The sequence below is a fragment of the Alcanivorax sp. NBRC 102024 genome (genome assembly GCF_001602235.1).
GTDB lineage: Bacteria > Pseudomonadota > Gammaproteobacteria > Pseudomonadales > Alcanivoracaceae > Alcanivorax.
Window position 1 is genome coordinate 14322 of sequence record NZ_BDAS01000014.1, and the last position, 17380, is coordinate 31701.

Annotated in this window: 16 protein-coding genes and 1 tRNA gene; 8 read left to right on the forward strand and 9 right to left on the reverse strand. The window is 59.3% G+C overall.

Annotated elements, in window-relative coordinates; translation table 11 throughout:
• Positions 1 to 4: 4 nt before the first annotated feature.
• From pbpC to A0251_RS15745, 3 genes are all read right to left on the reverse strand, one after another.
• Positions 5 to 2293, reverse strand: coding sequence for a penicillin-binding protein 1C (gene pbpC, locus A0251_RS15735; protein ID WP_231874264.1), 2289 nt, complete (start codon positions 2291 to 2293; stop codon positions 5 to 7).
• Between the two features lie 156 nt (positions 2294 to 2449).
• Complete coding sequence (locus A0251_RS15740) at positions 2450 to 3160, reverse strand: phosphoadenylyl-sulfate reductase (protein WP_062817796.1); 711 nt, start codon at positions 3158 to 3160, stop codon at positions 2450 to 2452.
• A gap of 170 nt (positions 3161 to 3330) precedes the next feature.
• Positions 3331 to 3843, reverse strand: a complete 513-nt coding sequence (locus A0251_RS15745; protein ID WP_062817797.1) for an outer membrane beta-barrel protein — start codon at positions 3841 to 3843, stop codon at positions 3331 to 3333.
• Positions 3844 to 4147: 304 nt separating this feature from the next.
• On the opposite strand from A0251_RS15745, the gene A0251_RS15750 reads away from it, so the two are divergent.
• Positions 4148 to 4558, forward strand: a complete 411-nt coding sequence (locus A0251_RS15750) for a DUF4168 domain-containing protein (RefSeq protein ID WP_062817798.1) — start codon at positions 4148 to 4150, stop codon at positions 4556 to 4558.
• A gap of 55 nt (positions 4559 to 4613) precedes the next feature.
• On the opposite strand, the gene A0251_RS15755 is transcribed toward A0251_RS15750, so the two are convergent.
• The 3 genes from A0251_RS15755 to A0251_RS15765 form a co-directional block, all read right to left on the reverse strand.
• Complete coding sequence (locus A0251_RS15755; RefSeq protein ID WP_082810934.1) at positions 4614 to 6560, reverse strand: ligand-gated channel protein; 1947 nt, start codon at positions 6558 to 6560, stop codon at positions 4614 to 4616.
• A gap of 161 nt (positions 6561 to 6721) precedes the next feature.
• A complete protein-coding gene (locus A0251_RS15760; RefSeq protein ID WP_231874265.1) occupies positions 6722 to 8026 on the reverse strand; it encodes a sensor histidine kinase in 1305 nt (434 codons plus the stop codon).
• Between the two features lie 35 nt (positions 8027 to 8061).
• On the reverse strand, positions 8062 to 8772 hold the full coding sequence (locus A0251_RS15765) for a response regulator transcription factor (RefSeq protein WP_062817801.1): 711 nt from the start codon (positions 8770 to 8772) through the stop codon (positions 8062 to 8064).
• 160 nt (positions 8773 to 8932) lie between these two features.
• Here A0251_RS15765 and A0251_RS15770 point away from each other — a divergent pair, with 160 nt between their 5' ends.
• The 3 genes from A0251_RS15770 to A0251_RS15780 are packed head-to-tail and all read left to right on the forward strand — an operon-like array spanning position 8933 to position 10868.
• Positions 8933 to 9538: a PepSY-associated TM helix domain-containing protein gene (locus tag A0251_RS15770; protein ID WP_062817802.1), complete on the forward strand. Its 606-nt coding sequence runs from the start codon at positions 8933 to 8935 to the stop codon at positions 9536 to 9538.
• A 12-nt stretch (positions 9539 to 9550) separates the two neighbouring features.
• The gene (locus A0251_RS15775; protein ID WP_062817803.1) at positions 9551 to 10039 is read left to right on the forward strand and encodes a DUF2271 domain-containing protein; all 489 of its coding nucleotides are present in this window, start codon (positions 9551 to 9553) and stop codon (positions 10037 to 10039) included.
• Positions 10040 to 10067: 28 nt separating this feature from the next.
• Positions 10068 to 10868 (forward strand): DUF4198 domain-containing protein, encoded by an 801-nt coding sequence (locus A0251_RS15780; RefSeq protein ID WP_062817804.1) that lies wholly within the window; start codon positions 10068 to 10070, stop codon positions 10866 to 10868.
• A gap of 406 nt (positions 10869 to 11274) precedes the next feature.
• Here the strand turns inward: A0251_RS15780 and A0251_RS15785 are convergent, their stop codons facing one another.
• Complete coding sequence (locus A0251_RS15785; RefSeq protein WP_062817805.1) at positions 11275 to 12819, reverse strand: adenylate/guanylate cyclase domain-containing protein; 1545 nt, start codon at positions 12817 to 12819, stop codon at positions 11275 to 11277.
• A 146-nt stretch (positions 12820 to 12965) separates the two neighbouring features.
• Here A0251_RS15785 and A0251_RS15790 point away from each other — a divergent pair, with 146 nt between their 5' ends.
• The 4 genes from A0251_RS15790 to A0251_RS15805 all read left to right on the forward strand — a co-directional run bounded on the left by A0251_RS15790 (position 12966) and on the right by A0251_RS15805 (position 15942).
• Positions 12966 to 13523, forward strand: a complete 558-nt coding sequence (locus tag A0251_RS15790) for a nitroreductase (RefSeq protein ID WP_062817806.1) — start codon at positions 12966 to 12968, stop codon at positions 13521 to 13523.
• Entirely contained in the window at positions 13520 to 13963 is a 444-nt protein-coding gene (locus tag A0251_RS15795; protein WP_062817807.1) for a YiiD C-terminal domain-containing protein, read from the forward strand. Before A0251_RS15790 ends, A0251_RS15795 begins: the two co-directional genes overlap by 4 nt.
• A 128-nt stretch (positions 13964 to 14091) precedes the next feature.
• A tRNA-Ser gene (locus tag A0251_RS15800) sits at positions 14092 to 14179 on the forward strand.
• A 284-nt stretch (positions 14180 to 14463) separates the two neighbouring features.
• Positions 14464 to 15942: an AbgT family transporter gene (locus A0251_RS15805; RefSeq protein ID WP_062817808.1), complete on the forward strand. Its 1479-nt coding sequence runs from the start codon at positions 14464 to 14466 to the stop codon at positions 15940 to 15942.
• A gap of 188 nt (positions 15943 to 16130) precedes the next feature.
• Here A0251_RS15805 and A0251_RS15810 read toward each other — a convergent pair whose 3' ends face one another.
• Together A0251_RS15810 and queF are read right to left on the reverse strand one after the other, a co-directional pair.
• Positions 16131 to 16499: a DUF4870 domain-containing protein gene (locus A0251_RS15810; protein WP_062817809.1), complete on the reverse strand. Its 369-nt coding sequence runs from the start codon at positions 16497 to 16499 to the stop codon at positions 16131 to 16133.
• A 36-nt stretch (positions 16500 to 16535) separates the two neighbouring features.
• Positions 16536 to 17375, reverse strand: a complete 840-nt coding sequence (queF, locus tag A0251_RS15815; protein ID WP_062817810.1) for an NADPH-dependent 7-cyano-7-deazaguanine reductase QueF — start codon at positions 17373 to 17375, stop codon at positions 16536 to 16538.
• Between the last annotated feature and the right edge of the window lie 5 nt (positions 17376 to 17380).

Genomic DNA, 17380 nt, shown 5'->3' on the forward strand with positions numbered 1-17380 from the left:
TGACTTATTTCCCCAGCACCTTGAACCGGTGGCCTAATCGAAACCCCTGGTCATCCACCAGCGTTAGCGTATGCCAACCGGGTTCAGCGATGATCGCCTGCTCATGGAAATGACGGGTCTTGCCGAGAAAACGATCATCCAGGTGCCAGAACAGTTCTGCCTCACTGCGCTGATGGACAGCGCGGAACACTGCACGTCCCAAACGACCATTCAGCTCCACAGGAATGTAGATAGCGGTGCCAGCATGGGGGTAGACCAGTGCCATGGGTGGCTCGGTTTGCATGGCGCGGGCGCCGGCCACACAGTCCGCCCGCCAGGACGGCAAGGGCCGATACTCCGGATGATGGCGGCGATAGAACCAGGCCTGGGCGGGTGGCAGCACGAACCAGTCTCGATGCTGCATCTGACTCACTGATTCACACTGACTGTGCACCCGTTGGCCATTGGCATCCAGGTGCACGCGGATATGGTGTGGCGTGACAGTCTGAAAATGGCTCTGCCGCGGAGCCCACTGGTCCGCGGTCTCACACCGGCCCCCTGCCAGGTAGCCATCATCGGCACAAACCTGCACGGTTTTCAGCTCATCCAATGGCGGCTGTGGCCAGGACGCAGTCCCCTGCAGGCTGAACACATCCAGCATCAGTGGTGCCGCCGTAGCCGCGCCTCCGAGTGATGGCGCCGGCTCACCATTCCCGTTGCCCGCCCAGACACCCACCGTATATTGCCCATTACTGCCGATGGCCCAGGCATCACGCAGTCCATAGCTGGTGCCGGATTTCCAGGCAATTGGCTGGCTGGAGGTGAACAGTCGCCACTGCTGTGCCGTGCCTGGTCTGGCGACCTCCCGTATGGCCTCCAGGGTAAGCCAGGCAGCACCGGGGCTCAGTGCCATCTCCGGTGCCGTGGCGGTTTGTTGCTCTGCCAGTGTTCTCACCGGTTCTAGTGGTAGCCCGCTGGCGCTTGCCATCATCTGCGCATAAATAGCGGTGAGCTCGTCCAGGCGTCCTTCTGCACCACCGAGAATCAGGGTGAGTCCGTAGTCTTCAGCGCTGCGAAACAGGGTGGTCATGCCCAGGCGCTGGAGTTCGCTGTGAAAGCGGCCCAACCCGTAGTCTTTCAACATACGTACCGCAGGAATGTTCAGCGACTGGCTAAGGGCTTGATGGGCTGGCACCGCGCCCCGATAACCATGGTCAAAGTTTTCCGGACTGAAACCGCCGTAGTTAGTGGGCAGATCTGCCACCAGGCTGCCGGGTAGCAGGCGCCCGTCATCCAGCATCAAGCCGTACAACAAGGGTTTGAGCACACTGCCGGTGGAACGAGGGGCACTGGCGATGTCCACGGCGGCGCCGTACTCCACAGGGTCCCCATGGGAGACATTGCCCACATAAGCGCGGGTCTGTCGTTGCTGATGATCAATGACCACCACCGCCACGTTATGCACCCCATCGCGGGCCAGCCGCCGACCATGTTGCCGGGCCAATTCCTGAACCCGCCGCTGAAGATCCGCATCCAGCGTTGTGGTCAGCAGCCGCCGCTTGGACGTCTTCGAGAGGGTGTTGAGCAAGTGAGGAGCCAGCCCCGCCAGAGGTCTGGGCGCGGCAGGTAACGGCTCCATCAGCGCCAGGCGCAGGTCTGCCTCAGCCATGGCACCCTGTCGGTGGAGTTGTTGCAGCAGGGCATCACGTTTGGCCAGTAGCCGCTCCCGATTGCGCCCGGGATGAATCAGCGAAGGCGAATTGGGTAGCACTGCCAGCAGGGCCGCCTCCGCCCAGCTCAAGGCTCCGGGTTCGCGGCCAAAATAACGCCAGGATGCGGCACGCAAGCCGACTATGTTGCCACCGAAGGGAGCCCGGCTGGCGTAATGGACAAGGATCTCCGGCTTGCTGAAGTGCCACTCCAGCTGCAATGCCAGTAGCGCCTCACGGGCTTTTTCGGTGAGAGTCCGGGGCGGATCGTCACGCAGTAGTCGGGCCAGCTGCATGCTCAGGGTGGAACCTCCGCTGACCACCCTTCCCGCTTCCAGGTTCAGGCGCATGGCCCGGGCGATGGCCAGCGGATCAATGCCCGGGTGCCGGTAAAAGCGCTTGTCTTCGAACAACAGCAGTGCCTGTTCGTATTTGTCCGGCAGCTGTGCCACCGGCACGAAACGCCACTGCTGGTCCTCGGCAATCCGGGCATCCAGCAGACGGCCGTTGCGATCGAGCATCAAGGTGGCATAGGGCGTGTTATCCAGCCGCTCAGGCAGCGGCCACCATTGCAGGGCCGCCAGCATCAGTAGCGAAGCAAGCAACCCCCCTATCAGGAGAAAGCGTCTTTTCGGGTATTGTCGCTTCATGGGCTGGCAGGTAGAGGGAGACACTGAAAGCCTACTCAACAATGGGGAAAGGGTCGACCGGACAAAAAAACGGGCGCATCAAGCGCCCGTTTTGTGTGGCTTTGCTATGGCTTAAAGGTGAAGACCACACTCGGTTTTCTGCTGGCCTTTCCAGCGGCCTTCGCGGCCTTCGCCCTTGAAGGTACAGTGGCTGCAGCCGATGGAGTTGTAGCCTTCCGCCACCAGCGGGTGGAACGGCAGATCATGCTCCGCGATGTAGCTGTCACGCTGTTCCTTGGTCACGTCGATCATGGGGTTGAACTTGATCATCCCGCCACGCTCTTCGAAGACCTGCAGGCCCGCCCGATGCTCGGTCTGCCAGCCCATCAGGCTGGAAATCCACAGGTCGTAGTTTTCCTTGGCCTCGTCCAGCGGGTTCACCTTGTTCACCTGGCAGCACAGGTCCGGATCGGATTCCCACATGCGGTTTTCCAGGGACACCTGGTGGTGATCCGGGTCCGGCGTCACGTCGATGACGGTCAGGCCGAAGCGGTCAATCAGGTAGTCCTTGTACTTGAGGGTTTCCTCGAAGTGGTAGCCGGTATCAATGAAATGCACCGGCTGATCAGGACGAATCGTGGAGATGATGTGCAGAAAATAGGCAGAGGTCGCCGCGAAGGAAGAGGTCACCATGATCCGTTCGGGAGAAAAATCCTCGAATACCCGGGCGATACGTTCCTCAAAACTCAACGGACCATAGACACGATTCAGCTCCGCCAGGGCCTCTTTGGACAGGCCGGCGGTGTTGTCTCCGAAACGTGTAATAAGCTGTGCACTACCCATGATCTACAGCACCTCAAAACAGGAATTGCGAGTGCCATGATAGGGTTTCAGCGAAGAAGATAAAGGAATATATGGTGATACTTTTATAACATTCCGACATATACCTCGCGAACCAACCTGTCACCGGGAGCGACTCAGCTGCCCTCCCCCGGTGACAGTGATTCTGCGGGTCAGAACCGGTAGTTCAAGCCCAGACCGATCAGCTCCTGGGAGCCAAAGTCATTATCCACCAGGCGCAGATACTCCAGGCTCATGCTGATGTTCTCTTCCATACCCAGATCAAAACCGCCGCCATAGGAAGCGCCGTCGTCACGCAGGGTTTCGCCGTTGAAGTCATTCTCCACATAGCTGTAGCCACCGATCAGATACGGGCGAACTGCACCGGCTACGGGCGGCGTCAGTCGGGCATAGACGCCGTAGTGGAAATCGTTTTCCACCTCCACCCCCCGGTAGGAATCATCACCGAAGGCCTTGCCCGCATGGACCTCGGCACTGATCAGTTCATGCAGAACCATGCCTCCCCGCACTGTCAGCCCTGTCAGAGTCACGTTGCTCACCGAACCACGATCGATGTTCAGCATATTCACCTGGGCACCGGTGTAGAATTCCGCCTGTGCCGCAGTACCGGCTAACAGCAAACCCGCTGCAAGCGTTCCACGAAAAATTCCGGATTGTTTCAACATTCAGCTCTCCTTGGTTTTTCTTATCAGTCCCACCGCGGGGAATAGCCCCGCTTACCCATTGAAACTGTCACAGCGGAAAAATGAAAGGGTTACACGCCGGATCCGGTTTGCCGGTCTGATCTGATGACTCAAGTGACGTCTACCACCACGCAGATTTACATAACTTAACAAAACCGGCGGAACGGCTGCTCTCAATCATGTCGGACCTTGCATGTGTCACTCGCGACGACGCAAGACGTTATGACACAGAAACGGCCTTCTGATTTTTATTCGGGGGCATGAATATGCGAAGGAGACTGATTCCATGAAAAAGCCAATGATCACCCTGGCCGCACTACTGTTTTCCGGTGCCCTGACCGCCACCGCCACGGCCCAACAGCCCGGAAACCCCGCCACTCCCCAGCAAAACGCACCGCAAACCCAGACCATGCAGACGCCACAGAATCTGCCGGATGCGTCTGAATTTTCCGATGCGGATCTTGATGCCTTTATTGCCACCCAGAAAGAGATGGCAGGGATCCAGCAGACTTATTCCCGGAAACTGCAAGCCAGCAAGGATGAGCCCCAAAAGGCCATGAAGGTGCAGCAGGAAGCCCAGCAGAAAATGGTAGAAGCCGTGGAAGAGAACGGGCTCGAACTGGAAAGATACAATCAGATCGTTCGCCTGGCGCAGCATGATGCAGACTTCCGCGCCACGCTTCAGGAAAAGCTCTAATACTGAGACTTAAAAAAACGCCGGCAAATGCCGGCGTTTTTTCTTCCACACGCTTTTAGAAATTCACCGTTACCCCGAGCCAGTAACGCCGACCATCTTCCACATAACCGTACTCATCCTCGAAGATTTTCCTGTCGGCCAGATTGTAGATACCGGTATTCAGCTTCGCCTGGGGTGAGAGACGGAACCCTACCCCAGCATCCACCAGGGTATTGGATGGGGCGATGATCGCACTGCTGGATGGGCCGGTGGTCGGCTGGCTTTCCTTACCCCGGTAGCGCACCGTCAGCCAGGGAGACACCGTGTCCGTGGCCTGCCAGTTGGCCTGCAGACTGGCCAGATGCTCTGGCAGTTGGTTGAGGGGCTCGCCCTTGTACTCGCCGGATTTTTGCTCGGAATCCGTATAGGTATAACTCAGGTTCAGGGACAGCACCCGGTAGAACGTGGTCGACAGGGCAGCTTCCACACCCTGGGTTACCGCTTCATCCACATTGACCCGATAGGTGGGGTCGGAACCGAACTGGTTGGGGCCATCAGTGCAGATCTCGATCGGACAGGCGATGCGGGTAATCTTGTCTTCAAAGTCGTTATGGAAAACTGTGACATTGGCCTGAAGGTCCCGGCCGGCGTTGAAGTACAGCCCCAGCTCCTTGTTCACGGACGTTTCCGGCTCCAGATCCGGGTTACCATAGATATTGCCACCGCGGCTCACCTGTCCCCAATCCGGAGTAATCTCTCGCAACGAGGGAGACCGGAAGCCGGTGGAGACACCGCCTTTCAGGGTCCAGCGGGGACTGAACCCCCACACGCCATAAAGACGCGGGCTGAAGTGGCTACCAAAGTCATCATCGTCATCCATCCGTGCCCCGGCGGTAAGCGCGAAGGTATCCGTGAGCATCCATTCGTCTTCCGCAAACAGTGCGTACTTGGCGGTATCAATTCGGGTGCGGTCGGAAATCCGGTTGGAGGTCTTGTCGGAGAGCGCTTCCTCGATAAAGTCCGCACCCAGTGTCAGCCGGTGATCCCCCAGCGGCATCACCAGTGACGTCTTGGCAGAAGTGTTGGTAATCACCATCTCGCGGCTCTCGTTTTCCGCCCTTTCCCGTTGCACGTAGGTGTCTGAGGTACCGATTGCCCAGCGTCCAGTATGGCTCAATGAAAAAGCTTCGCGGGTACTGCGGTTGTCGGAATCGGTACACCCACCCCGGCACCCGGTCGCCTGGGCACTGTAGCCGATCAGAGAGCGGCGCCGCTGGTCCACCTGGCTGGCCTCCAGCACAACGTCGTGATCCTTGCTGGGTGTCACCGACAATTTGGCAGTCAGATTTTTCAGGTTTTTTTCTTCAAAACCGTTTTCAAACAAATCTTCTTCCCGATCCTGGAAGCGACCATAAAGCTGCAAACCGACCAGGCCGTCCTTGAGAGGGCCGGTGAGGCTGAAATTACCCTGCTTGATATCGCCGGAACGGGAGTCATCCTGGATAATGGTGTCCAGCTGAACGGCGCCTCCCCACTCGTCGGCCACCTTGCGGGTAATCACATTGATCACCCCGCCAATGGCATCGGATCCGTAAAGGGTGGACATGGGACCGCGCACCACCTCAATCCGCTCGATACTTTGCAGGGGCGGCAGCCAGTCCTGCTCGAAACCGGCACTGCCGTTGGGACGGGTTTCGCGAGTGGAAACCCGTTTGCCATCCACCAGAATCAAGGTATACGCCGAAGGCATACCGCGCATGACAATATCCGTGCCGCGATCACCGGAACCCCCACCGGTAACAATCACCCCGGGAATATCGCGCAGGGCATCGGTGGCATCCTTGTAGTAGCGCTGCTCAATCTGCTCCCGGTTAATCACACTGATGGAAGCCGGCGCATCTTCCACTTGCTGAGCGAAGCCACCGGCAGTCACGGAAATCTGCCCCAGTTCATGGCTCCCCTGTTCTGCCCAGGCCATTCCGCTGGTTGCCACCAGCACTAACCCCAGGTTCCCCAAACGCATTCCCATCTTCCTTATCTCCTCAATCATCTCGACAACAGGACCGGACGCTCAAACAGAGACGGATCCCCCGAACACGGCCAGAGCCGCATAAACATGAATGAACATGCTTCACGGCAAGTGATGATATTGATTCTTATTTGCAGATAAAGAAGATTTACAAACTATACAGCCGCCGGCAGGCGCAGGTGGATCCGCAGACCTGGACTCACGTTTTCGGCCCATAGCTGGCCGCCCAGGCGCTGTACCGCACGGCGGGCAATGCTCAACCCCAGACCGAAACCACTGTTGCCGGCACGGGCACTGTCCAGCCGGACGAAAGGCGCGAAGATATCTTCCAGCCGCTCCGCAGGTACACCGGGCCCCTGATCGGTCACCCACAGGTGCCACCACATGCCTTCCCTGGCGCCGCAGAGGGACACACTTCCCTCGGCGGGAGAATAGCGCACCGCGTTCCGCACCAGGTTTTCCAGTACCTGGGCCAGCGCATTCAGATTGCCGCGGACCTGGGCATCGACAGGCAAGTCACAGGGGAAGCGGGAGGGATGCCAGTCACTTTCGAACGCGGCGTTATCGCTCACCACATCCCACAGTGCCCACAACGAAATTGACTCCTGCCCGACATCATCGGACTCCGTGTCCTGCCATCCCAATGCCAGGGTATCGTTCACCAGGGTACGCATCTGGATCAGCTCCCTGGCCACCCGTTGCCGCAGGGCTTGCTCGTCCATCTGGCTTTCCAGGGCCACCGCCAGACGACTGAGGGGCGTACGCAACTCGTGGGACATGTCATTGAGGAGCTGGCGCTGGGTGGTCAGCATGGCCGACACCTGTTCGGCCATGTGATTGAAGCTGCGGGCCACATCACCAAATTCGTCCCGGCGCTGACTCAGCGGTGGGTGGACCCGGGCCTCCGGGTCATCCTTGAATTGCATCACCTGCTGCTGCAAGCCGCGCAGCGGCCCGCGGACGCGCCAGAACAGCACCAGCCCCAGTGCCAGGGCCACCAGGGCGGGCAACCCCACCATTAACAGGGACTCCCATATCGGCCAGTCCTGAGCAGGCATGAAGCGAGGCGGTAGCTGCATGACCAGGCGACCCTGTTCCGGTCGCTGGGGAAAAGGCACACCGATATAAGGCATGGAGCGATAACGAAAACTCATGCGCCACTCCAGCCCCCGCTGAAACCGCAGGCCGTCCCGCTCCGATTCTGTCAGCGGCATACCGCTGAGCGACTGATCATCCTGGCTGACCACCATGATGTCGCCGGGTTCATGCTCAGCCACGGCAGCGATCCAGCCCGCCACACCCGGAGCCCCCTCCTTCAGCCAGGCTTGTTCCGCATCGGCGGCATAACCGCGCATCACGGTTTTCGCCTCATCACTGAGCAACAACGCCCGGTTACTCAGGGTACGATTGAGCCAGTGGCTGAGCGTGACGGTACACACCGCCGTTATCATCAGCAGCATTGCCAGGCGCCAAAGCAGGGAATGTCGATCAAGCATCACAGATGAGCGGTCACCAGGGTATAACCCTGCCCCCAGACGGTGCGCACGGTGGATTCCGACACCCCGGCAGCACGCAACTTGCGGCGCAGATGGCTGACATGCAAGTCCAGGCTGCGGTCGTGGCGACCCCATCCCCGATACAGCACAGCCTGGTAAAGGAAGGGCTTGCTCAACACCTGGTCACGGTGCTCCAGCAACACCTGCAGGAGACGGAATTCAGTGCCGGTCAGGCCCAGATCCTGATGCCGATAACTCGCACCCTGGCTGGCCTCGTCCAGCACCAGACCACCGGCGGCTTCCGTTAGCGCAGGCCGATGCCGCTCCAGGCTGACCCGCCGTAACAGCGCCTCCACCCGGACCACCAGTTCGGCCATGCTGAACGGCTTTGGCAGGTAATCATCGGCGCCACCAATCAGCCCTTGAATCCTGGCCTGCTCGTCACCCAGGGCGGACACCACGATCACGGGCACCGGGCTTTTCCGGCGAAGCTGTGCCAGCAATTCCAGCCCATTCAGACCGGGCAGAAGGATATCCAGCAATACCAGATCAAAGTCACCGGAAGCCGCCGCCGCCAAACCCCGGGCGCCATCCGCACAGAGGGTGGTTTGATAACGGCGCTCCGTCAGAAAATCACGCAGATGGGCGCCGAGTAGCGCATCGTCTTCGATGATCAGCAGGCGGGAAGGGATATGGGCAACGGCATTCATTCGCGAATGATAAGAATTACCATTCGCCGAATCCAGCATTATTTGAATCAAATTCAAGAAAGGGCTCCGTCTTACATTCTTTACAGCCCCCGCGTCTATTTAAAAAGAACCATTCTCATTACCATCCCTGGCATCGAAATTTGCCGAGCCCTCCCCCGCTGTGAACAAGAAACGCAAAGCCTTCTGGCTGAAACAGCTCCACCAATGGCACTGGATCACCTCGGCCCTGTGCCTGATCAGCCTGCTGTTATTCAGCCTCACCGGGATCACCCTGAACCATGCCAGCGCCATTGGTGCAGACCCGGCGGTACAGGAACAGGAAGCCTTATTGCCCGCCCCATTGCGGCAACAGCTTGCCCTCAGGCAAGAAGGGGCCTTGCCCATGCCCGTCCGCGTCTGGCTGGAACGGGAGATGCAGATCCGTACCGGTGACAAAGTCGCCGAATGGTCCGCCGGGGAAGTCTATCTGGCCCTGCCCCGCCCCGGAGGCGATGCCTGGCTGGCCATTGATCTCAATGATGGCAGCGTGCTGGCCGAGCAGACCGACCGGGGCTGGATCGCCTTTTTCAATGACCTGCACAAGGGACGGTATACCGGCGCGGCCTGGACCTGGTTTATCGACATCTTCGCCGTGGCCAGCCTGCTGTTCGCACTCACCGGCCTGGGGCTGATGATGCTCCACGCCAAACGTCGTCCGGCCACCTGGCCGGTGACCCTGGCCGGGCTGGCACTGCCCTGGTTACTGATCGTGTTTTTCATGCACTAAAAGGACAGCCCCATGCGTTTACTCCCCATCTTGCTGTTTTCTCTGCTGGCCGGTTATGCCGGCGCCGATACCTTTCAGGTGGAAGTGGAAATCCCCCGATTAAGAGTGGCGGAATACCACGCGCCCTACGTGGCCTTCTGGGTAGAAAACAGCGATCGCAGCACCATCCTGCCCCTGGGCCTGTGGTACGACGACCAGGAAAAGTGGCTCAAGGATATCCGCCAATGGTGGCGGCGTACCGGCCGCAGCCAACAAAAGCCCTATGACGGCCTCACCGGCGCCACCCGCAGCCCGGGCAAACACTCGGTGGATTTCAGCGAACTGCAACGCCTGCAGGAGCTGCCGAAAGGGAATTACCAACTGGTGGTGGAAGCCTCTCGGGAAGTGGGTGGCCGTGAAGTGGTGCGTCTGCCCTTCCAGTGGCCCGCCAGCCGCCCTCAGCAACACCAGGCTAACGGTAGCAGTGAACTGGGCACCGTCACGTTGACCCTCACCCCCTGACGCCAATCACCACGAAAAGGAGAACACCATGAACACCACACTGAAGCGCATCAGCCTGTTATCCCTGCTGGCAATGGCATTGCCCGCCCAGGCCCACAAGCTGTGGCTGTTGCCCAGCCATACCAGTGTCTCCGAGCCCCAGTGGGTCACCGTGGATGCCAGCATCTCCAATGACATCTTCGCCGTGGAGCGCGCCTACCCGCTGGATTATCTGCAAGTCACCGGCCCGGATGGTCAGGCCGCTACCGTGGAAAATCTGCTTAAAGGTCACCGCCGCAGCGTCTTCGATGTGAACCTGGACAAACCCGGCAGCTACCGGATCGCCGTGGCCAACCCCGGTTATTTCCTGATGTACCAGGTAAACGGTGAACGTCAACGCGCCCGAGGCATGGATGCGGACAAACTGCTCGCCGAGCTCCCCAAAAATGCCAGCGACGTAACCCTGATTGAAGTCCATAACCGCCTGGAGACTGTGGTCACCCTGGGCGCTCCGACCCCCATTGCGCCCACCGGTAAAGGCATGGAACTGGAAATGCTGACCCACCCCAACGATCTGTACGCGGGTGAAACCTCGCAATGGCGTCTGCTGGTGGATGGCAAGCCGGCCACCGGTGTGGCAATGGAACTGGTCCCCGGCGGCACCCGTTATCGGGATAGCCAGGACAACTGGACCGTGATTAGCGACGACAAGGGGATGCTGTCCATCACCTGGCCGGCCGCCGCTCGCTACTACCTGGAAGCCGCCAGCACTGATGACAAGGTCAGCAACCCGAAAGCCGACCAGCGCCGGCTACAATATCTGGGGACCGTGGAAGTGTTGCCGATGTGAGAGCAGCGGCGAGCTACTAGCTGCTTGCTTCGAGTGTACCGCGGGTGGGGCCGTGCCAAACGGCAAGCGCCCTGCCCGCGACATTATCTCCAACCTTCATGTTGGAGCTATGCTTGCATAGCGAACCGAGCGTAGCGAGGCGAGAAAGAATTGTCGTCCGCCGTTCTTTCTGAAACCTGTCGGGCGCTGAACTTCCTGATCGCCGTGCGGGCGATTTCCCCACAAACGCGGTTCGCACCTCAAGAGGTATTATTCGCTTCGCTCACCCTTCGGGCCGCACGGAACTACGTGCGTTACTCCGCTGCGCTACGTTCCTACAGTGGCTTCGTAGAAACGCCAAGGTCCCAGGAACTTCCCAACCTTTCCCTATCCAACCGAGCGTAGCTCGTAGCTCGAAACTATCCCTTCAAACCCTGACTTCGGTCTGCACTTTTTTCGCGGCACGGCCCATCACATCGATGATTTTTTCCCGTTCGCGTTTTTTCAGTTCGGCGCTTTTCACGTGCAGGCTGAAGCCCTCGGCTTCAAAGTCCAGGTCCACCGTCTTGTCCTGTTTCAGGTCAGTGGCGGATCGGGCCAGCGTCTTGAGGATGGAGTTCTTGTCGAAATTGCGCACCCGCTGCACATCCAGATGAATGCCGAAGCCCTGGGTTTCAGCGGATACATAGCGGTTGCGGGCGCCGGCATCCTTCTTGGCCCCCATGGCTTCATACACCGGAATCGGCCGGTTGAAACCCTTGACCTGAATGTCGCCGATATTGCGGCACTGAATACGGTCTTTCACCAGCTCCTGGGTGGCCTGGGAAATCAGTACACCACCGGGGCGACAGGCGGATTCCAGTCGGCTGGCCAGGTTCACGTCGGTACCCAGAATGGTGTAATCCATTCGCGAGTCGGTACCGAAGTTGCCCACTGTTACGTAGCCGGTATTGATACCAATGCGGATTTCCAGCTTGTGATCAATGCCCTCCCGCTTCCAGCGCTGACGCAGCAGTTTCATCTGCTCCTGCATTTCGATGGCCATCATGACACAGTGGAAGGCATCTTCCTGGGCACCGGCACTTTTGGGATCGCCAAAAAACACCATCACCGCGTCCCCGATAAACTTGTCGATGGTGCCGCCATGACGCAAAGCGATGCGGGTCATTTCACTGAGATAGGTATTGAGCATGCTGGTCAGGGTTTCCAGCGGCAGCTCCTCGGAAATGGCACTGAAGCCCTTGATGTCGGAAAAGAACACCGTCAGCCGTTTGCGGCGGGTTTCCAGCTTGGCATCACGCTTACCGGAAAACAGCGATCCCCACACCTGGGGCGGCAGATACTTGGCCAGTTTGCGCGACATATCCACCGCCTGCTTCTGCTGGCGGCGCACGGCATCCTGGGCTTGCTTCAGATAACGGGCCTGGAGATGCGCAAAGGCGGAAGATGCCCCCACATAGATCCCCAGGCCCAACAGGGAAATGACCGTCAGCAAGATCGGTGACTGCTCCACCGGCAAGGCGGGAAAACCCAGAATCCAGCCCATCACCAGCGCACCGATGGCCGTCATCAACAGGTTCAGTAGCCAGGGCTTCAGGCCACCACTGCTCACCGCATTGGCATGCACAATGATCAACAACACCATCGAGGGCACCAACGCGAAATGCAGCAGGGCACAGACCACACCGATGATCATCGCGTCGATTTGCATCAGCAACTGATGCACCGGCTTCAGCGGGCGGTCCTGCTTTTCCGTGACATACAGCATGCCCTGGGCAATCAGGGGATAGGCCAGCAGCCCCGCCACCCCGAGCATGTAAATCTGTGGGTACAATTCCAGCTTGAGGCCGGCCATGAGAATCATGGCAGCCACCAGAAAAGCCAGTAAACGGATGTAATTGGCCTGACGCCGCGCCCGCTCCATGGGACCGATATGCAGTCGGCGGGCTTTCTTTTTGATTGAGCTTGGCATGTGAACCGTTTCACGTGATTTGCGAGAAGCTTATCCGTTTCCCTTCTAAGAAAAAAGACTGGCATGATCAAAGGCAGACAGATAGCGGTGACTGGGACTTGTTATCAAATCGGGCTACCATGGCGCCCCAGTACAAGGAGCCCTGAATGGACACCATCACCGCCCTGACCACCCGTGTTTCCAGCCCCCGTCTGGACCAGCCAGGCCCCAGCGATGAGCAGCTGGACCTGTTGCTGCGCGCGGCTATCCGTGCACCGGACCATGGCCTGTTGCGTCCCTGGCGGTTTATCGTCCTGGAAGGCGAGCAACGGGAACGGCTGGGCGACATCATGGAAGCCCAACTCCTGGAGGAGCAGCCGGAGGCCGATACACGCAGCCGGGAAATTGCCCGCAGCAAGGCAATGCGTGCACCGACCATTATCGTGGCCGTGGCGGAGGTCACCGAGAACCACAAGATTCCCGTGTGGGAACAGGTGCTGGCCGTTGGCGCCGCCGTACAGAACATGATGGTCGCCGCCTATGAACTGAACCTGGGCGCCATGTGGCGAACCGGTGCCATGGCCAACTCCGATCTGGCCAAGCGCATGCTGGGCTTTGCCCCCAAGGATCAGGTGGTGGCCTACCTGTATCTGGGCACCCCGCTGGGCAATCTGAAAAGCCTGCCGGATGAGTCACCCGCCGACTTCATCCGTACCCTGCCATGATGGATCTGGCCGCGCTGGGAGAACGGGTCCGCGACGCCATCCCCCTGACCCGGCATCTGGATTTCACCTTCGCCGATTTCGACGGTCTCTGCCTGGTCGTCACCGCGCCCCTGGCACCCAACCACAATGACAAGGGCACCTTCTTTGCCGGCAGCCAGTCTGCCCTGCTCACTCTGGCCGGCTGGGGACTGACCACGCTGGCGGCCCAGCAGAGCGGTCACCCGGCCGACGTGGTGGCCGTGGAAACCTCGCTGGAATACAAATTACCGCTGGACGGTGATCTGCACATCGCCGCGACCATCAGCGAAGAAGACCGGGATCGCTTCACCCAGCGTCTCAGCCGACGGGGCAAGGCCACGCTTCGCATTCATGCCACGGGCACTGCCTCCGACGGCCAGGTGGTTTGCCTGTATCAGGGCCTGTACCTGGCTAGAACCTGAATCTCCCGCCCGGAACTGCTCAAACCCTGACCAACCAGGCAGTGAGGCGCTTGCCTCAGGCCCCACCCTCCGGTACTCTACGCGCCCTCAAGAGTTGGCCAGATGGCTCTTGAGCACAATCAGTTCAAGGTGGGGTGTCCGAGTGGCCGAAGGAGCACGCCTGGAAAGTGTGTATACGGAAACGTATCGAGGGTTCGAATCCCTCCCCCACCGCCAAATTTAAAAAAGCCCCGCACTGCGGGGCTTTTTTGTGGGCGCCATAAGGGAGTTGAACTCTCACAACGCTATGGCGATATCTTTCCGCGAAACCGGTAAAGATGAAACGCCTTCCGCCATCTGTTGGAGCTACGCTTGCCCCCCAAGGGGGATCTGCGACATGCGAACCTTCTCCAACCATTCGCCATGCAAGCATAGCTCCTGCGAAACACTGCCCTTGATCACCCTTGTTCCCGCTAGCCGCTCCTCGCTAAAGTAATCCGATTACCACAAGGGGCCACACCATGACCAACACCGCCGGCTGGCTGGGCCGACTGGAAACGCTGGGCAACAAACTGCCCCACCCGACCTTGCTGTTTGTCTGGCTTTGCCTGTTGCTGCTTCCGCTCACCGCAGTATTGGGAGCAATGGGGCTATCCACCGTGCATCCGCTCAGCGACGAGACGGTAACGGTGCGCTCGCTGGTCGACGGCGGCGGCATTCGCTATCTGTTCACCTCCTTGGTGGGCAACTTCACCGGCTTTGCACCGCTGGGCATCGTGCTGGTGGCCATGCTGGGGCTGGGCGTGGCAGAGCAGTCCGGGCTGTTGTCAGTAAGCCTGGCCAGTCTGGTGCGACGGGCGTCCGGACGCACCCTGGTGATCACGGTGGCCTTTGCCGGGGTCCTCTCCAGCCTCACCGTGGATGCGGGCTATGTGGTGCTGATCCCGTTGGCCGGGCTGGTATTTCAGCTTGCCGGTCGCTCCCCCATCGCCGGCATCGCCACCGCCTTTGCAGCGGTATCCGGCGGCTTCAGCGCCAACCTTTTAGTGGGGCCGGTGGATGCCACCCTGGCCGGCCTGTCCACGGAAGCCGCCCGGATTGTGGACCCGAGCCGAACCGTGGATGCCACCGGCAATTACTGGTTCATTATCGTCTCCACCTTTCTGGTCACCGCACTGGTCACCCTGGTCACCCAGCGCATCACCGAACCCAGGCTGGCCAACCAGCCACTTGGAGAGGCCTCCGCCCCGGAAGTGCCAAGCAGCCACCCCCACGCCCTGAAATGGACGCTGGCCACCCTGGTGCTGCTGCTGGGGGGCATTGCCTTGCTGGTGCTACCCGCCGATGCGCCCCTGCGCCACCAGGACACCGGTGACATCCTCGGCTCGCCGTTCATTCACGGACTGGTGGTAATAGTGGCAGTCATCGCAGGGGTGTGTGGTGCGGTGTATGGACGTATGAGCGGCCAGTTTCGCAATGCCGGCGACATCATCAGCGCCATGGAAACCACCATGGCTTCCATGGCCGGCTACCTGGTGCTGATGTTTTTCGCCGCCCAGTTTGTGGCCTGGTTCAATTACAGTCAGCTGGGACTGCTGCTCGCCATTGAGGGCGCTGCCTGGCTGGGCAGCCTGACGCTACCCAAGGTGGTGCTGTTGCTGTTTTTCGTATTGCTTGCCGCTCTGATCAATTTATTGATCGGCAGCGCTTCGGCCAAGTGGTCTATCCTGGCGCCCATCTTCGTACCCATGCTGATGCTACTGGGCATCTCCCCGGAAGCAACCCAGGCGGCCTACCGGGTGGGTGATTCCAGCACCAATATCATCACCCCGCTGATGCCCTATTTCGTACTGGTACTGGGCTTCGCTCGCCGCTATCAGCCAGACACCGGTATCGGCACCCTGATCGCCCTGATGCTGCCGTATAGCCTGACGTTGTTGTTGGGGTGGTCGGTCTTGCTGGGAGTGTGGATCGGGTTTGGCTGGCCGTTGGGGCCGTAGCCACGCCCCGATCGTAGGAGCGTCGCTGGCGGCGCGATAGACCAACAGTGACGAATCGCGAGAAGCGAGTTTCGAAAATCAAAACCCGGACGTTGGGAAAGCCCGGTTTTCGCTTTTCGTTCCTCGTCTCTCGCAACTGGGTTGGGTGATCGCGCCGCCAGCGACGCTCCTGCGGGGAGTGTGGAAGGCTACTTAATCAACCGAATGGTCAACGGATAACGATACCGCTCTCCGCCATTAGCCTTCACCGCGGCGATGATGGTCATCACCAACCAGAAGATACCGATGATCGGCAACAGCAGACCGCCGATGACCACAAACATCAGCAGGAAGGCAATAAAGCCGGCAATGGAAATGGTGATGTTGAAGTTCAATGCTTCCTTGCCTTGGTCATCGACAAAGGCACTTTCATCTTTCTTGACCAGCCACATGATCAGTGGTCCCAGGATATTCCCGAACGGCACCACCAGACCCGCCAGCGCCAGTAGGTGGCAGGCAAGGCCCAGGCTGCGTTCTTCCGGTTTGGGTTCGCTCTGGGTCTGTTCCAGATCCGACATTATTCGCTCCTTGATAACGATGTTGGCTTGATGATGTTACTGACGGATGGTGCGTCGATTCGGTAAGGGCTGCTCGCTGTTGGAGCGGAACGGATTGATGTCGATGCCTCCCCGGCGCGTAAAGCGACCATAAACGGTCAGGTGGCGTGGGGAGCACTGGCGCATCAGATCCACGAACATCTGCTCGATAATCTGTTCATGGAACCCCTGGTGATTTCGCAGGGACACCACATAACGCAGAAAACTGGCCGGGCTGATGGCGCGACCGGTGTAGCGCACCACCACCGTGGCCCAGTCCGGCTGGTTGGTTACCGGGCAATGGCTACGTAACAAGTGGGAATAAAGCTGGCCGGTCTGCTCGGCCCCCTGGTCGCACAGCAGCAGGTCGGGCCGGTATTCATAGTGCTCAAACCCGATATCGATGTTATCCACGCACTGACCACGATCTTCCCAGACCGGAAAACCGGCGGATTCTTCCAGGGAATACAGCAACACTTCCATATTGCCACCCACGGTCTGGGCCACATCCTTTTCAATGGCAGCCCGTACCTTGTCTCGACTTTCAAAACGGGTGTTGGCAAAGGAATTCAGATACAGCTTGAGCGACTTGGATTCCACAATATTGGGGGTAGTACAGGGAATACGCAGCTCGCACAGGGCAACCACCGGTTTGCCTTTTTCATTGAGCCAGGACAGCTCGTAGGCATTCCAGATATCCGTGCCGTGGAACGGCAGGCTGGTATCTTCATCACCCAGCTCCTCCAGCTCCAGGGATTCCCGCGCATCCCAGCGCGGCACCGGGCACAACAACGAGGGCATGTACTCATCCACATAATCGGTGGACCGCCCCAGTGGCGTTTCCTTCAAATAACTCATGATTA

Coding starts and splice junctions, on each gene's coding strand:
- A0251_RS15775 (WP_062817803.1), top strand. CDS start 9,551: ATGCGTTTACTCCCCATCTTGCTGTTTTCTCTGCTGGCCGGTTATGCC.
- A0251_RS15810 (WP_062817809.1), bottom strand. CDS start 16,499: ATGTCGGATCTGGAACAGACCCAGAGCGAACCCAAACCGGAAGAACGC.
- A0251_RS15785 (WP_062817805.1), bottom strand. CDS start 12,819: ATGCCAAGCTCAATCAAAAAGAAAGCCCGCCGACTGCATATCGGTCCC.
- A0251_RS15790 (WP_062817806.1), top strand. CDS start 12,966: ATGGACACCATCACCGCCCTGACCACCCGTGTTTCCAGCCCCCGTCTG.
- queF (WP_062817810.1), bottom strand. CDS start 17,375: ATGAGTTATTTGAAGGAAACGCCACTGGGGCGGTCCACCGATTATGTG.
- A0251_RS15750 (WP_062817798.1), top strand. CDS start 4,148: ATGAAAAAGCCAATGATCACCCTGGCCGCACTACTGTTTTCCGGTGCC.
- A0251_RS15765 (WP_062817801.1), bottom strand. CDS start 8,772: ATGAATGCCGTTGCCCATATCCCTTCCCGCCTGCTGATCATCGAAGAC.
- A0251_RS15805 (WP_062817808.1), top strand. CDS start 14,464: ATGACCAACACCGCCGGCTGGCTGGGCCGACTGGAAACGCTGGGCAAC.
- A0251_RS15740 (WP_062817796.1), bottom strand. CDS start 3,160: ATGGGTAGTGCACAGCTTATTACACGTTTCGGAGACAACACCGCCGGC.
- A0251_RS15745 (WP_062817797.1), bottom strand. CDS start 3,843: ATGTTGAAACAATCCGGAATTTTTCGTGGAACGCTTGCAGCGGGTTTG.
- A0251_RS15760 (WP_231874265.1), bottom strand. CDS start 8,026: ATGCTGCTGATGATAACGGCGGTGTGTACCGTCACGCTCAGCCACTGG.
- A0251_RS15780 (WP_062817804.1), top strand. CDS start 10,068: ATGAACACCACACTGAAGCGCATCAGCCTGTTATCCCTGCTGGCAATG.
- A0251_RS15795 (WP_062817807.1), top strand. CDS start 13,520: ATGATGGATCTGGCCGCGCTGGGAGAACGGGTCCGCGACGCCATCCCC.
- A0251_RS15755 (WP_082810934.1), bottom strand. CDS start 6,560: ATGCGTTTGGGGAACCTGGGGTTAGTGCTGGTGGCAACCAGCGGAATG.